Raw genomic sequence first — 14,070 nt, 5'->3', positions numbered from 1 at the left:
GGACCGCCCGGTGCCGACGGAACGGGCGTCCGCCGTCGAACGCCGCGGGCCGCCCTGCCGTCCCTATCCCTTCAACCGCTCGATCAGGGCCAGGGTCCGGCGACCGGTGTCGTCGAAGGCAGGCAGATCGATCATGGGGTCGGGCTTGGCGACGGCGGTCAGTCGCGCGCGGTCGCGGATGACGATCTCCTGGCCCGCAACGCCGATGCCGATCTTGGTGAGGGCTTTGAGGGCGCGGGAGAAGGACTCGCGCGTCATCCCGAGTTCGGACGCGATCATGTGCTTCTCGTAGGGCAGGATCGCGCGGTCCGGCGTGCCCTGCCGTTCGGATAGGACGAGGATATGGCATCCGACGCGCTCGGCCGCGGAGCGCAGCTTCAGATTCTTGGTCTGTCGCACCATCCGACGGAACTGCTCGGCGAGCGTTTCCAGAACCGCCTTCGCCAGATGCGGGTTGCGTTCCACCGCGTCGCGGAACGCATCGGCCGGAATGAGCAGGAAGCGGGTCGGCTCTGGAGCCCGTCCCTGCATCAGATACGGCGATGCGGTCACGACGGCGGCAGGGATCAACAGGTCCGGCGCCCTCACGACTTCGATGAGCACCTCGCGGCCATCGCGGGATCGTCCGAAGAGCTGAACCGATCCCGACAGGACGACGATCTGAAAGGTCGGGACCTCGCCCTGCGCGAAAAGGATCGTCCCCGCCGGCACTTCGTGCTCGAGCGTGTGCTGGAACATGGTGCGGATGCGCGGTGCCTCCTTGCTGCTGTCACCCGTTCCGGGATCGGTGTTCGCTTCTCCGCGCATGGCAAGCTGCGCTTCCACTCGACCTCGGCATCGTGAGAACCGGGGCGCATTCCGGCCTTGATGCATATCAACTGCAGATTTGGCCCAACCCCGCTCCCGATCCGGCATCGACCGCGCGCCGCCGACCCGCGGCGAACGCGAACCGCCGGGGCCGGCAAGCGCCCTGGGGTCGGATGTGACTGCGGTGCGCCGATCCACCCGATGTCGGCGCGGAGGCGGGCCTGCAGCCATGCGCCCGGCTGTGGGCGGGCGCCGAGAGGGCATTGGGGATGCCTTCGAAGAGCGAGCCCCTGCGTCGAAGCCCGTCCGCTGAGGCATCCCGGAATCGGCATCTCGAAGGGACGCAACGCGCGTCGGTCTTCAGTCGCCCTCCAGGCTTTCTGCGATCAGTGCCATGCGCACCAGCTCGGACAGGCTGCCCGCCTGCATCTTGGACATGACGTTGGCCCGGTAGATCTCGACGGTCCGCGGGCTGATGCCGAGATCGAGCCCGATGACCTTGTTGGCCTTGCCGGCGACCAGTCCCTCCAGGACCTGGCGCTCGCGCTCGCTGAGTGCGGCCAAGCGCGCCCGCACCGCGTCCCCCTCGGCGTCGCGCGTCCGGGCGCGATCCGCCCGCGCCAAGGCCGATCGGATGCTGGCGAGAAGAACGTCGTCGTCGAAGGGCTTCTCGATGAAGTCCACCGCGCCGGCCTTCATCGCTTCGACCGCGAGCGCGACGTCCGCATGGCCTGTCATGACGATCACGGGCGGCATCCGGCCTCTCTGCCGGAGGCGGTGCAGCAGTTCGACGCCGTCGATGTCGGGCATGCGCACGTCCGTGACGATGCATCCGACACGGTCGGTCCCCGCGGCGAGGAAGGCGGTCGCCGAGTCGTGGACCTGGACCGCCAGTCCGTCGGTCGCCAGCAGGAAGGCGAGGGATTGGCGCACCGCGAGATCGTCGTCCACGATGTGCACGGGCGCGTCAGTCGACATGAGCCATCTCCTCGCGGTCGAGCGTGCGCAGGGTGAAGCGGAAGGTCGTTCCGCCGTCCGGACCCGGGCAGGCCTGGATCTTGCCGCCGTGGGCCTCGACGATGGTTCGACAGATCGACAGGCCGACGCCCATGCCGTTCGCCTTCGTCGTCACGAAGGGCTGGAACAGCTGCTCGGCGATCTCGGGCGCGATGCCGGTCCCGGTATCCGACACCCGTATTTCGACCAAGCCTTCGGCCGGACGCGCCCGCGTACCGACGACGAGTTCGCGCCGGGTCACGTCCTGCATGGCCTCGATCGCGTTGCGGATGAGGTTGAGCAGGACCTGCTGCACTTGGATCCGGTCGGCCAGCACGAGCGGCGCATCCGGATCGAGATCGAAGCGGACGCGCACGCCCTTCTCCTTGGCGCCGACGAGGGCGAGGGCGCTCGCCTCCTCGACCAGCTTGGGCAGGCTTTCGATATGCCGCTCGTTCTCGCCGCGCGGCACGAAGTCTCGCAGGTGCCGGATCACCTGTCCGGCTCTCAGGGCCTGATCGGCCGCTTGGTTCACCGCGTCGGAGAGCCGGGCCGCCTCCGGGCCTTCCATGCGCCCGAGGAGGCGGCGGCAGCCCTTGAGGTAGCTCGCGATCGCCGTCAGCGGCTGGTTGATCTCGTGCGCCAGCGTCGATGCCATCTCGCCCAGGGCCGTGAAGCGCGACATGTGCACCAGCTCGGACTGCAACTCCTGCAGACGCATCTCCGTCTGGTTCCGTTCGGTGAGGTCGCGGATGAAGCCGGTGAAGTAGCGCACGCCGCCCGAACGCATCTCGCCGACCGCCAATTCCATCGGGAAGGTCGAGCCGTCCTTGCGCTGGCCGACCACGACGCGGCCGATGCCGATGATGCGGCGTTCTCCAGTCGAACGGTAGCGCGCCATGTAGGCGTCGTGCTGGCTCCGATAGGGTTCCGGCATCAGCAGGCTGACGTTCCGGCCAACCATCTCGTCCGGTCCATAGCCGAACTGCCGCACGGCCGCCGCGCTGAACGATTTGATCTGCGCCTGCTCGTCGATGACGATCATGGCGTCGGGGACCGTGTCGAGGATCGAGCGCAGATGCGCCTCGCGCGCCCGCAGGTCTTCGTCGGCCTGCTTCTGTTCGTGAATGCTGAAGACCACGCCGCGGTGGCGGCACGGCCGACCGTCGGCGCCGATCTGCACGCGGCCGCGCGAACGCAGCCAGTGGACGCGTCCATCGGGATGCACCGCCCGATAATCGACCTCGTAGCGTCCGCCCTCCGCCAGCGCGCGCCCGATGGCGTCCGCCCTGGCTGCGCGGTCGTCCGGATGCACGAAGGCCTGCATCGCGTCGAAGGTGGTCAGGCGGTCCGGCGGCACCCCCAACAGACGGATGCAGGACGGCAAGATCGTGACGCGCCCGGTCCGGACGTCGAGGGCCCAGCCGCAGATGCCCGCTTCGTCGAGCGTCAGCCGAAGTCCCTCCGCGTCGAAGGGGTCGTCGCCGCGGGAACCCGGATCGTTGGGAGGGTCAGACGTCGTCATGTCGGCCGTACGGGGGGACGGCATCGTCATCCGTCCGGATCGTCGGCGCCCGTCTTACAACGCCGGGTCCATCAAGAAACAGCCGGCGCGCACCGCGGTCGTCGGTCCTCCGGGAGGGCCTGGCCGGCGGGGCTCCTGGCGGCCCGCGATCCTGGCCTCGAGCCGCCGCCGCCTCCGCCCCGCATCCGGCTGCCCGCGGCGCGGCGGGGCCGGGAACGCGGCTTGCACGGCGCAGGGGGCGGCCGCGCGGCGCCCGGGAAGGGCCGGCCGGTTACGTTTAAGCGCGTGATGCGATTTCGGATTTTGGAATGGAGCGGGTGAAGGGAATCGAACCCTCGTATTCAGCTTGGAAGGCATCGATAGCCCGTTGATCTAGCTGAACTTCGTTCCTCGTCGCACAGCGACGAAAGGAACGTATCGTGCCTCGTGCAAAAGGAAACGCCGTCGCGGGGGTGAAGGCCCGCAACGGCGTTGAGAAGATCGGCTCCCGCAAAGAAACCGTGCGCAACGATAGGACGGTCTGCCCGGCCCTGACAAGCGCCCTGATTGCGGTGCTGGACAGCCAGGGCTTGGTCGTCGGCGTGCTCGCCGGCCGCACCGCGGCCCGGGCCTTCCTGAGGGGAGGCGCCTGATGCCGACGATCCTATGCCAGCTCGAAGCCGTGCTCCGCTTCCTGTCGAACGATCCCGGTGACTCGAACATGCAGGCCTGCCGCGACGGCCTGCGCCAAGCGATCGCCGCCTTGAAGCGTCACATCCAGACGGGGAGCTCGCGGTGAGCGCCCCGCGGACGATCCCGCCCCTGCCGAAGCCCGGGACCAAGTTTCCGGCGCTGCCGGCCGCCCTGGACGCCATGCGGGCCGAAGCCCGCTGGCTAGTGTGGCGCTGGGAGCCGCACCCGAAGTCCGGCAAGCTCACCAAGGTGCCGTTCATCGCCGACGCGCCGCGCTTCAAGGCGGCCAGCAGCCGGCCGAGCACATGGCGCACCTTCGAGGTGGCGGTAGCCGCCTACGAGGCTGGAGAGGCGCACGGCATCGGCTTCGCCCTCGCCGGCTCGACCTTCGGCATGTTCGACTTGGACGATTGCCGGGATCCGGGGACGGGTGAGATCGCGACCTGGGCCCAGGCGCAGGTCAGCCGGTCGGGCAGCTACGCTGAGGTAACTACCTCGGGCACGGGCCTGCGCATCATCGGACGCGCGACGGGCCCCAAAGTCCACCGCAACCAGGCGGTGCTCGGCGCGGAGGGCGGCCGCATCGAGACCTACCGGAGCTGCGAGCGCTACGTCGTGGTGACCGGCGATCACCTGCCGGGCTCGCCCGACCATCTGGCCGAGCTGGATGCCGAAATCGACAGCACCGTGGAATGGCTGGACGAGGCAGCGAGCCTCGTGGGTGAGGCAAACGCGCCGGCCGCCGATCCGGAGCCGTCCGAGCCGCGCGCGGCACAGCGGCGCGATCTGCCATCCGCCCTGATGCGGCTGGTCGAGTGCGGCGTACCGGAGGGCCAGCGGTCCGACCAGTTCATGCACGCGATCGGCTGGTTCAAGGATCTTGGCTGGGAGGTGGCCGAGATTGTCGAGCTGTTGACGCAGCACCCCGCTGGCATCGCCGAGAAGTACGATGGTCGGCTACCCGAGGAGGTCCGTCGCTGCTGGGACAAGGCCAAGGTGAAGCCGCGCCGCGCGCGCTTCGCCGCCCCCACCGATGAGTTGGTGACCGAGGACTCGGCAACGATCCGCTTCGTAGAGCTCTATGCCGACCGCCTGCGCTTCTGCCACGACCACAGGGCTTGGTTCGAGTGGACCGGTGCCGCGTGGCGGCAGAACCGGGTCGGCGTAGCCTTCCGCTGGGCTCGAGAACTGGCACGCGAGCTCGGGCGGGCCCTGGGTGACGATCCGAAGGCCAAGTCCGTCCTGGGCAAGACGGCGTTCGCCGCGGGCGTGGAGAAGTTCGCCCGCACCGATGCAGCCTTCGCGGTGACCCAGGAGGCCTGGGACGCGAACCTGTGGCTGCTGGGCACACCCGGAGGGACGGTTGACCTGCGCACGGGCGAGTTGCGCGAGCCGGATCCCGCAGACGGTGTCACCAAGCTCACCACCGTCGCGCCGGCCCAAGCCCCAGACTGCCCGCGGTGGCTGGCCTTCCTGGATCAGGCAACGAAGGCCGATCCGGAGATGATCCGGCTGCTGCGGCAGCTGGCCGGCATCGCGCTCACCGGCGAGACGCGGGAGCACATCCTTCCCTTCGCCTTCGGCGACGGTGGTAACGGTAAGGGCGTCCTACTCAACACCCTGACCCGGATCCTCGGCGACTACGCGGTGACCGCCACCGTGGATGCCTTCATGGCCTCTCACGGGGACAAGCACTCGACCGATCTCGCCATGCTGCGGGGTGCTCGGCTGGTGACGGCATCGGAGACCGAGGAGGGCAGGGCCTGGGCAGAAGCCCGCATCAAATCCTTGACCGGCGGCGACCCGATCACCGCCCGGTTCATGCGATGCGATAATTTCACCTACGTGCCGCAGTTCCTGTTGTTCATCTCGGGGAACAACAAACCGAACTTGAATAGCGTCGACGCCGCTATGCGTCGCCGCTTCATAATGCTGCCCTTCGAGAACAAGCCACTCGTAACAGACCCGCTGCTGCCGCAGAAGCTCGAAGCCGAGTGGCCGGGCATCCTGCGCTGGATGATCGAGGGCTGCTTAGACTGGCAGCGGAACGGCCTCGTGCGGTCGGAGCGCGATAAGGCCGCGACGGAAGAGTACTTCGCGACCCAGGACGCCTTCGGGCTGTGGCTAGCTGAGGAATGTGACTGCGAGCCTGGCAACGAGTTCAAGACGGCTACCAGCACCGAGCTGTTCAACGCTTGGCAATCGTTTGCCCGCCGCTCGGGTGAGACCGCCAGCTCCCACAAAGACTTCGCCAGCCGCATGGAGAAGCGGGGGTTCCAGAAGCACAAGAGCCACGGAACGATGGTCTACCGCGGCCTTCGGATCCCAGTGCGCAGCCCGTTCCATGAGGCCGCAGAATGACCCGGACAGCTCGCGGGGAGGGTCGGGGAGCTTCCTCGGTATGTGTTCACGTACGCGCGCGCACGCGCGTGTGGGGAGATACAGAAAACGGTCCCCAACCCTCCCCACGCTCCCCTTCTCCGGATCCTATGTCTCCGGTCATCGCGATGCGACGCGACTTGCCGCGGTGCCTAATCCCGTTCGACCGTCGGGAGGGCCTCACCACCGCCGAGGCCGCCGTTCGCGCCGCCCGAACCGAGCGCACCATCAGGATGTGGTGTCGGGACCATGACATCGGACGGCATGTCGCTGGCGGCCCGTGGCTCGTCTCCCGGGTCGCGCTGGCGATGTTCCTGAACGACGACGCGGCCGCGCTGCGGTCCTACCTCGCGGGCGATAGAGCCGGCCCGGCGGTCGCGCCGTACTTCCTAGCCGAGGGCCTGGCTGATCTGATCCGCAACTGACCGATGCACGTCGCGGAAATGACAACGTATCGCGGCGGCCTTCGCCTCGGGCACCATCGGCACACTCCAGCCGTAGCCCGAGGCCAGCGCGATGAAGACTGCCGTACGCTCCATGACCTATCCGGAGTTCGTCCAGTTCCGCGCGGAAGACGGCTTCTCGGGTGCCATCGTTCAGGCCGCCCGCAATCGCCGCGTCTCCACCAGCGAGTTCCTGCGCCGGATCGTGCGCGAGCGCCTGGCCGCCGAGGGAGTGCAGCTTCCTGATCTCGGGTTGGCTAGCCGCCGCGAGGCCGCCTGATCCCAGTTCGCCGAGCGACCTACCGCGCTCGGCGAGGCACCTGCGGCTCTCTGGGTTGTCGAGGACCAGGAAGTCGCGGGTGCCGCCCCCTCTAGCTTAGCAGCAGGATGCGTCGCCGATGCGCGGGTATGTCGAAGCCGACCTTATCCAAGCCCGGAAGCCGATCACGGACCAGGCCGGCCGGGATCTGGCCTTCTGCACCCTCGGCCACCTTGAGGCGGAGCAGCGCGAAGCCGCGACTTCAGAGCGGGCCGAGACCATCCGCGTGATCCAGGCCAACATCGCCGCGTTCGACGGCGTTGAGCCAGAGGCCGAGGACGCCCCGACGGATCCCACGCCGCAGCCGACGGCCAGCAACCCTATACCCACACCGGTACCGTTGGCGCCGCCCACGCCAGCCCCAGCCGCCACCGACCCCCATATGCTCGGCGCGGCCAGCATGCGCCGGACCTTGGCCCGCGCCGGCATCACGCCCGTGGGTGGGCAGCAGGGGACGGCGATCGCCTCGCAGGCAGCCGGTCGTGCCTATGCCGGCCAGAGCTCCCAGAAACCCGTTGATCTGGTCGCCGACATGAGGCGCCGCTACGGCATCACCACGAACACGGGCGGCAGGTCATGACCGCGCTCGCCCGCTGCTCCTGGGAAGGCGACCAGTCGGTCGGAGGTGGCTGCGGGCATGCCGAAGCCCTGCCACCCTCCCAAAGCGTGACATCTGAGCAACACCGTAGGGACCCTGCCACCTCGACCGGAGGACGGGCTGTAGAGGCGCTGTCCCTTCCTAGCGCCGGGTTCGAAAATCTAGGTTCGCACCCTGGCCGGGGTTCGCATCCATGACCCGGGGTGTCTCTCAACGACACTTCGCCGGGATGATCGGCGTCAGCGAGACCGCGGTCCGCAAGGCTGTGAAGGCGGGCCGGATCAATCGCTTAGCGGATGGGACCGTCGATCCGGTCGCCGCTCGCGCCGCATGGGAAGCAGGCACCGATCCGGCGCGCACCAAGGTGCGAACCCAGGCGCGAACCACGCCGGAGGTTCGCACGAGTGGTTCGCAGCGCCCTGTGCCGGTCCGGACCGAGGACGAAGCCCGGGCCGCCGTCACTCTGATTGCCCGGATCCTGGCCGAGGAAGGCATCGCGGACGACGGCCGCGGCATCGACTTCAGCAAGGCGCGGACCGCCGAGCTGATCCTGAAGGCGCGGCAGCGCGACCTCGACCAAGCCGAACAGTCCCGCCGCCTCGTCGACCGCGCCGCCGCCGAGAAGCTGTTCTTCGACACGGCCCGCAACCTTCGGGACGCGTGGCTGTCGTGGCCGGCCCGGGTGGCGATCGAGATGGCCGACGAGCTGAAGGTCGATGCTCGTGTCCTGACGCAGATCCTCGTCGCCCACATCCACAAGCACCTCACCGAGCTCGGCGAGCCCGAAGCTGACGGTCTCAATCCCTAGGAGGACCACCCATGAAGGCACCCACTCAGAAGACCGCCAAGCCCGCCACCGACCTCGTGGCGCTGGCCCGCACCGGCACCGACCTCGACGCCCTGGAGGCCGGGCTCGCCGAGGCCGGCGGCCAGATTGAAGTCGCCACCCGGGACCGGGACGCCGCCGAGGCCAGCTACCGCGAGAACCTTCTCGATGCCACGCCCGCCGAGTTGGAGCAGATCCAGGTGACCAAGGCCCGAGCCGTCGTCGACCTCGACCGCGCCGAGGCCCTGACCGCGGCACTCACCCGCCGTATCGCCAGCGTCCGGGACGATCGGGAGCGGGACGCGCGCCGGGCCCAGCACGCAGACGCGGTCGCCAAGTGCGATGCCATCCGCCAGCGCCTCCCGGCCGAGTACCGCCGGCACGCCCTGGCGCTGCGGGGCCTGCTCCGGGATCTCGCCGAGGCGGAGGTGGCCCGCGAGCAGGCCGAGCCCCTGCAGGCCGACTTCGGCCCCATTCCGCCGGTCGAAAACGAGCTGCGCGGCCTCCGGTCCATTCCCGAGCAGATCATCGAGCGGACCGAGATCGATCTGTGGGTGATCGACGGCCGCGCCGAACCGATGTCCGCCGACAAGCAGGACGATGTTCAGGCGAAGCCCGGCAGCAACAAGGGGGTGTACTACACGAAGAATGCCGGCAGTCATGTTGGCACCGGCCACCCGTTCCACTGCACGCGGCGCCGCTTCACGCGCATCCGCTACCATGAGGCGGTCCGGGAGCCCTGGAACAGCGGCTCTCTGCTCAGGCTGGTCAATCTGCCGGCCTTCTATGCATTCGGCGACGACTTCGTGACGAGCGAGCAGGTCCGCAGTGCCGCCACCGCCCTCGACCATCTCAGCCGAGAGCTCGTCGAGCGCCCGGAGGATCAGCGTCCGGTCCAGGAGCGGTTCGAACTGGTCACCGCTCCGCTCGGCGACGGTCGTAGCGGCGCCCGCGTCTCGCCCCCGCTACGGAGCGTGGCGTGACCCTAGCCGATCTCCACGATCTCGACGGCGAGGACCGTGCGGAGGCCTATCGCCTCCGCCGGGACACCCGGATCGACGCGATCATGGGGGCGCCAGAAGCCGAGGCGGAAGAGCGCCGGCTGGTCGCCTTCGCTCTGGCTCTGCGCCTCGATCTCACGCCCGACGCCGCGGTGCTGCTGCTTCGCCAGGCGCCGGAGCTGCGCACGGTCGACGCCGTGTCCTCCTGGGTCGGAGCGATCCCGGTCCAGCCTCATCCGGAGACGCGACATTGAGCGCCGCGCTCCTCGAAAACCCGGACTGCTCGCACGTGGCGCTCCTGCGGCAGCTCGCGGCTCGCCTGGAGGCGATCGGCACCGGTGCCGCCACGGACCTGCTCGTTAGGCTGTCCGAGTCCACCGAGGCGCACATCGCCGTGGTCGAGGACACCATCGCCATGGTCGAGGCGCTTGAATCCTCGACCCCCATCCACTGACCCGCGGAGAGAACGCATGCCCAACAAGATCGTCGTCCTCGAGAAGCCCATCGTCGGCCACAGGCCACTCCGGCAGCTGGAGTTCCGCGAGCCGAAGTTCCGCGACCTGATGGAGCTCGGCGATCCCTACGTCTGGGTGCCGGCCGGCGAATACAGCCGCCGCGTCGACGATATGCCGGCGATTGAGAAATATGCCGAGCGCCTCCTCACCGAGGACGGCAAACCGGGCGACCCTCTCGTCCTCGACCAGCTCGGCATCAAGGACACCCGCAAGGTGCGGGAGGCCATCGTGGGTTTTTTCCAGGACGCCGTGGAGACCGCGGCCTCCAAGACCTCGGACGAGAGCTCGTCTTCGACGCAGGCTTCGATGCCGGAACCGTCGACGACATGACCCTGTCCCGGGTCATCGGCTGGTGGCGCGATGCAGCCACCTACGCCGAGAAGCGGACGAAGGCGGCAGAGCGAGCAGCGCGGCAGAGGTAGGTAATGGCGAGCAAGACGATCGAAGCCAAGCTGGTCATCAGCGGCGAAGACCGGGCATCCTCCGAGATCGCCAAGGTCGTCAAGGCGATGAAGGAGGCGGAGAAGGCCGCGGCTTTCTCCGACAAGGTCGAGCGTCTGGGCAAAGCCTACTCTGACGTCGAGCGGCAGATGCGGGCCGCGGGCGCGGTCATGTCTGCCCGCGGGCCCCTGGAGTCGACGGTCAAGAACCTGGCCGCGGTGGAGAGGGAAACCGCCCGCCTAGCCAAGGAGTACGACGTGGCCCGCAAGGCCGTGACGGACTTCGCCGCAGCTCAGAAGGTCGCGAAGACGGCCGACAGCGTTCAGCAGGCGGCAGCGCTCGGGGCGGAGGTGAAGCGTCTCGGCACAGCCTATCGTGCCGCCGAGAAGGATGTGAAGCAGCTTTCCGCTGCCTTCTCGGCGCAGACCTCGACCCTCCGTGCGGCCGAGAGTGCGGCGTCGAAGCTTGGCGTCGACCTATCGAGCCTTGAGCGGCACCAGACCACGCTGGCGCGCCAGACCGATCTCGCCACGCGCGCTCTCAAGGCGCAGGTCGCGGCGGAAGAAGCCGGCGCCCGGGCCACCGAGGCGCGGATCGCGAGGAGCGCGCGTCGGCGCGAGGCCCTCGGCACGATCGCGGCTGGCGCCGGTGTGCTGGCGGCGCACGAGGGCAAGAAGATCGGCCTCGAGGCAGTCAACTCGGCCGCTGCCTTCGACATCGCTGTGCGCAAGCAGAAGGTCTACACCGACATCAGCGAGACGGATCAGGCCGCCTTGCTGAAGCAGGCGACCAAGATCGGTCAGGAGACGCAGTTCTCCAACATCGACGTGGTGCACGCCCAGACCGCGGCCATGCAGGGCCTGCCGGCCGGGTTCGCGCCCCGGCTGAAGGCCGAGGTCGCACAGGGCATCATCGACAACGTCCGCAACTTCTCGACCCTGATGGACACCGACCTCAAAGAGGGCGCGGAGACGATCCGCTCCTACCTGCAGGCGACCGGCAAGGACATCTCGACCAAGGAGCGCGCGCTCCAGGAGGCGAACAAGGCCACCAATCAGCTCGTGAAGATGGCGAAGCTGGGAGGCATGAACGGCGAGGACGTATCCCAGTACGTCAAGTTCGCCGCGGCGCCCGGGACCGCGGCCGGTGTCTCGACCGAGAGCCTGATGTCGCTCGGCGCGCTCGCACGACGCGGTGGCCTGCGCGGCGACGAGGCCGGCGTGTTCATCCGTTCGGTGGCTTCGCACCTCGTATCACCGACGAACAAGGGGCACTTGGCCCTGGCCGCCGCCGGGATGCGCCATTCCGACTACGTGAGCATGCCGGACAGGCTGAGCACGAGCGCCCTGGAGGGAGCGTTCCAGCTCAAGATCGGCAAGGGATTCACCCCGGAGATCCGGCGTCGGCTCGATGCGATCAACGCCAACAAGGACCTGCTCGGCGATCAGGGCCGCTACACCGCCGCGGTGGTCGAGGCGGCCGGCGGGATCCTGGGCAAGGACAAGAAGGGCAAGGTCCGGGCGAGCGATGCGAAGGCCGCCGCCAAAGCCGCGGGCGACTTCTACCGGATGAGCGCCGGCAACGTGGACGTGGAGCGCCTGCTCGACGACGCCATGGCCAAGAACATGACCTTGGCCCAGCTCAACGCGCTGTTCACGGACAAGCACGGCGGCAAGGGTGCGATCACCCAGCGACAGTGGGACGAGTTCAAGGTCGCCCGAGAGGAGATCAAGAAGTCCGGCGACGACCCGGATTTCGCGAAGAAGAAGGCCGACTACGTGTTCGCGGGCGTGGGTGGCTCAGTTGAGAACCTGAAGGGCTCGTTCGAGAACCTGGTCTTGCAGATCGGCAACGCCAATGCGGGTCTCATCAAATGGACCGCGGATCTGGCCGGCAACGGGATCGACCTGTTCTCCAGCCTGTCGAAGGAGCAGCAGCAGGCGCTCAGCCTCGGCGGTGGCGCCGCGGCGCTGGGTGGCGGGGCCTACGGGGCCTACACGCTGACCAAGACCCTCCTGGGCTTCGGGGGCGGCGCGGTGGCGCTGAACGGCTCCGCCACAGCCCTGACGGCCGCCGCTGCGGCTCTCACCGAGGCTGCGGTGCTCCAGGGCGCAAAGGGCGCGGCCGGCGCGCTTCCGGAGGTGGCCAAGAAGGGCGGTCGGTTCCTGCCCTCACTCCTGGGGGCCGGGCTCGTGGGCGCTGGTGCAGCCGGGATCGGCTACGTGCTCTCCGAATACGGCGACCCGTCGAAATCCGTGAACGGCACCGGCGGTCGACCGGACATCGCGATGAACCCCGGCGACGAGCTGCCAGGTCTGTCTGGCTCCACCGAAGCACCTTCATGGGCGCCAAAGACGGCGCCGAGCATGACGCTGGCGCCCGGCGCGATGCCACTCACGATCCAGGGCACCGGCATCGGAGGCTTCGGATTGTCGGGCCCGGTCAACCCGGAGGCCGCCGGCAAGGAGGCTGGCGAGAAGGTCGGAACCGGTGTTGCGGACGGGATCAAGGCGAAGGCCGGCGAGGTGATCGAGCAGGGCCGCTCGCTACTCCAGAAGCTGAACGAGCAGTTCCGCGAGGGCATCTTCGTCCCGATCAATTTCGCCCCTGGCGCGGGCATGGGCGGCGGCGGCGGGCTGATCCAGCGCGCGAGCTTCAGCCCCGGCGGTGGCGGCGGCGGGATCGGTGGTGTTGGGGCCGGCGTTCCGCGCTTCGGGGGCGGGACCGGCACAGGCGGCGGCTCCGGCGGTGGTAGCGCGTCAGGCGGCTCGATACCCGGCATCCCAGCCTCGGTCGACATGACGGATGCCGAGCGCAACATGCTCGGCCTGATCCAGCTGCACGAGAGCCACGGTCGGAACACCCTGAACTACGTGGGCACCCGCCAGGGCCTCGATCCGATGACGGCCCGCGGTGCCACCGCTCAGGGGTACTTCCAGATCCTCAATTCCAACTGGCGGCGGCTTGCGCCCGGACTCGGGATCAAGACGCGGAACGCCATCTCATCCTCCTTGGAGGAGCAGACGCGCGTGGCACTTGCGCTCCTGCGGAGCAGGGGCGGGCGGCCGCAGGACTGGGCTCCGTTCAATCCGGCGCTACGTCGCGCCCTGGCGCGAGGCGATCGGGCGCCGTTGGGTGCCGGCGTGGCCAAGGATGCGGCCGCGCTGGAGCCCAAGCTGATCAGGGGCCTCGACGGTAAGGAAGGTCTCGATCTCGGTGACGGCACCATGCGGATGCCGGACGGGTCGATCCGGTCGGTCACCCGCAGCGGCCTTGAGATCCCGGAGGCGCCGGCGGGCGGCATCGGGGCCGGTGGCGGCCGAGGAATGTCCGAGCTCCGCGAGCACGTTGCCGAGCTGGGCCGGCACATTGAGCGCTTCGGCCAGTCCGGCTTTCACGGGCAGATCGAGGTGACTGGGCTTCGGCAGGCGGGCCTGCGGGCAACGTCGCTCCGCGTGAAAGGGCGCCATGGTCTCACGGCCGACATGGGCATCACCGAGATGGGCGCAAAGCTCAACATGGGCGATCCGGCCGACTGGAGCTGACGC

15 protein-coding genes are annotated in these 14,070 nt (G+C 68.8%); 12 read left to right on the top strand and 3 right to left on the bottom strand.

Annotation, left to right across the window (positions count from 1 at the left end):
• Window positions 1-63 precede the first annotated feature (63 nt).
• The 3 genes from ABC766_RS13020 to ABC766_RS13010 all read right to left on the bottom strand — a co-directional run bounded on the left by ABC766_RS13020 (window position 64) and on the right by ABC766_RS13010 (window position 3,328).
• Window positions 64-1,005, bottom strand: a complete 942-nt coding sequence (locus ABC766_RS13020) for a cyclic nucleotide-binding domain-containing protein (protein WP_345822428.1) — start codon at window positions 1,003-1,005, stop codon at window positions 64-66.
• A 162-nt stretch (window positions 1,006-1,167) separates the two neighbouring features.
• Window positions 1,168-1,785: a response regulator FixJ gene (gene fixJ / locus ABC766_RS13015; RefSeq protein ID WP_043345590.1), complete on the bottom strand. Its 618-nt coding sequence runs from the start codon at window positions 1,783-1,785 to the stop codon at window positions 1,168-1,170.
• Window positions 1,775-3,328, bottom strand: a complete 1,554-nt coding sequence (locus ABC766_RS13010) for a PAS domain S-box protein (RefSeq protein ID WP_345822427.1) — start codon at window positions 3,326-3,328, stop codon at window positions 1,775-1,777. The genes fixJ and ABC766_RS13010 overlap by 11 nt, the downstream gene beginning before the upstream one ends.
• A 419-nt stretch (window positions 3,329-3,747) precedes the next feature.
• Between ABC766_RS13010 and ABC766_RS13005 the strand changes: the two genes are divergently transcribed.
• From ABC766_RS13005 to ABC766_RS12950, 12 genes are all read left to right on the top strand, one after another.
• The gene (locus ABC766_RS13005) at window positions 3,748-3,960 is read left to right on the top strand and encodes a hypothetical protein (protein ID WP_345822426.1); all 213 of its coding nucleotides are present in this window, start codon (window positions 3,748-3,750) and stop codon (window positions 3,958-3,960) included.
• A complete protein-coding gene (locus ABC766_RS13000) occupies window positions 3,960-4,106 on the top strand; it encodes a hypothetical protein (RefSeq protein WP_345822425.1) in 147 nt (48 codons plus the stop codon). Before ABC766_RS13005 ends, ABC766_RS13000 begins: the two co-directional genes overlap by 1 nt.
• Window positions 4,103-6,361, top strand: coding sequence for a phage/plasmid primase, P4 family (locus ABC766_RS12995; protein ID WP_345822424.1), 2,259 nt, complete (start codon window positions 4,103-4,105; stop codon window positions 6,359-6,361). Before ABC766_RS13000 ends, ABC766_RS12995 begins: the two co-directional genes overlap by 4 nt.
• 146 nt (window positions 6,362-6,507) lie before the next feature.
• Window positions 6,508-6,804: a hypothetical protein gene (locus ABC766_RS12990; RefSeq protein ID WP_345822423.1), complete on the top strand. Its 297-nt coding sequence runs from the start codon at window positions 6,508-6,510 to the stop codon at window positions 6,802-6,804.
• Window positions 6,805-6,895: 91 nt separating this feature from the next.
• A complete protein-coding gene (locus ABC766_RS12985; RefSeq protein ID WP_345822422.1) occupies window positions 6,896-7,102 on the top strand; it encodes a hypothetical protein in 207 nt (68 codons plus the stop codon).
• 118 nt (window positions 7,103-7,220) lie between these two features.
• Window positions 7,221-7,721: a hypothetical protein gene (locus tag ABC766_RS12980; protein WP_345822421.1), complete on the top strand. Its 501-nt coding sequence runs from the start codon at window positions 7,221-7,223 to the stop codon at window positions 7,719-7,721.
• A 247-nt stretch (window positions 7,722-7,968) separates the two neighbouring features.
• On the top strand, window positions 7,969-8,547 hold the full coding sequence (locus ABC766_RS12975; protein WP_345822420.1) for a hypothetical protein: 579 nt from the start codon (window positions 7,969-7,971) through the stop codon (window positions 8,545-8,547).
• Between the two features lie 11 nt (window positions 8,548-8,558).
• Window positions 8,559-9,548, top strand: coding sequence for a hypothetical protein (locus ABC766_RS12970; protein ID WP_345822419.1), 990 nt, complete (start codon window positions 8,559-8,561; stop codon window positions 9,546-9,548).
• Window positions 9,545-9,820 (top strand): hypothetical protein, encoded by a 276-nt coding sequence (locus ABC766_RS12965; protein ID WP_345822418.1) that lies wholly within the window; start codon window positions 9,545-9,547, stop codon window positions 9,818-9,820. The genes ABC766_RS12970 and ABC766_RS12965 overlap by 4 nt, the downstream gene beginning before the upstream one ends.
• On the top strand, window positions 9,817-10,020 hold the full coding sequence (locus ABC766_RS12960) for a hypothetical protein (RefSeq protein ID WP_345822417.1): 204 nt from the start codon (window positions 9,817-9,819) through the stop codon (window positions 10,018-10,020). Before ABC766_RS12965 ends, ABC766_RS12960 begins: the two co-directional genes overlap by 4 nt.
• Before the next feature lie 16 nt (window positions 10,021-10,036).
• Window positions 10,037-10,411, top strand: a complete 375-nt coding sequence (locus ABC766_RS12955; protein WP_345822415.1) for a hypothetical protein — start codon at window positions 10,037-10,039, stop codon at window positions 10,409-10,411.
• Between the two features lie 95 nt (window positions 10,412-10,506).
• On the top strand, window positions 10,507-14,067 hold the full coding sequence (locus ABC766_RS12950) for a phage tail tape measure protein (RefSeq protein WP_345822414.1): 3,561 nt from the start codon (window positions 10,507-10,509) through the stop codon (window positions 14,065-14,067).
• Window positions 14,068-14,070: the final 3 nt, after the last annotated feature.

Origin of the sequence: Methylobacterium fujisawaense (assembly GCF_039619325.1) — a bacterium.
GTDB classification, from domain to species: Bacteria; Pseudomonadota; Alphaproteobacteria; order Rhizobiales; family Beijerinckiaceae; genus Methylobacterium; species Methylobacterium fujisawaense.
Note: the sequence above shows the minus strand (reverse complement) of the source record. Positions and strands in the feature narration are given on the sequence as shown.

Excerpts from the sequence above, each read along its gene's own strand:
- fixJ (WP_043345590.1), bottom strand. The coding sequence starts at position 1,785 with ATGTCGACTGACGCGCCCGTGCACATCGTGGACGACGATCTCGCGGTG.
- ABC766_RS13010 (WP_345822427.1), bottom strand. The coding sequence starts at position 3,328 with ATGACGACGTCTGACCCTCCCAACGATCCGGGTTCCCGCGGCGACGAC.
- ABC766_RS13000 (WP_345822425.1), top strand. The coding sequence starts at position 3,960 with ATGCCGACGATCCTATGCCAGCTCGAAGCCGTGCTCCGCTTCCTGTCG.
- ABC766_RS12990 (WP_345822423.1), top strand. The coding sequence starts at position 6,508 with ATGCGACGCGACTTGCCGCGGTGCCTAATCCCGTTCGACCGTCGGGAG.
- ABC766_RS12985 (WP_345822422.1), top strand. The coding sequence starts at position 6,896 with ATGAAGACTGCCGTACGCTCCATGACCTATCCGGAGTTCGTCCAGTTC.
- ABC766_RS12980 (WP_345822421.1), top strand. The coding sequence starts at position 7,221 with ATGCGCGGGTATGTCGAAGCCGACCTTATCCAAGCCCGGAAGCCGATC.
- ABC766_RS12975 (WP_345822420.1), top strand. The coding sequence starts at position 7,969 with ATGATCGGCGTCAGCGAGACCGCGGTCCGCAAGGCTGTGAAGGCGGGC.
- ABC766_RS12970 (WP_345822419.1), top strand. The coding sequence starts at position 8,559 with ATGAAGGCACCCACTCAGAAGACCGCCAAGCCCGCCACCGACCTCGTG.
- ABC766_RS12955 (WP_345822415.1), top strand. The coding sequence starts at position 10,037 with ATGCCCAACAAGATCGTCGTCCTCGAGAAGCCCATCGTCGGCCACAGG.
- ABC766_RS12950 (WP_345822414.1), top strand. The coding sequence starts at position 10,507 with ATGGCGAGCAAGACGATCGAAGCCAAGCTGGTCATCAGCGGCGAAGAC.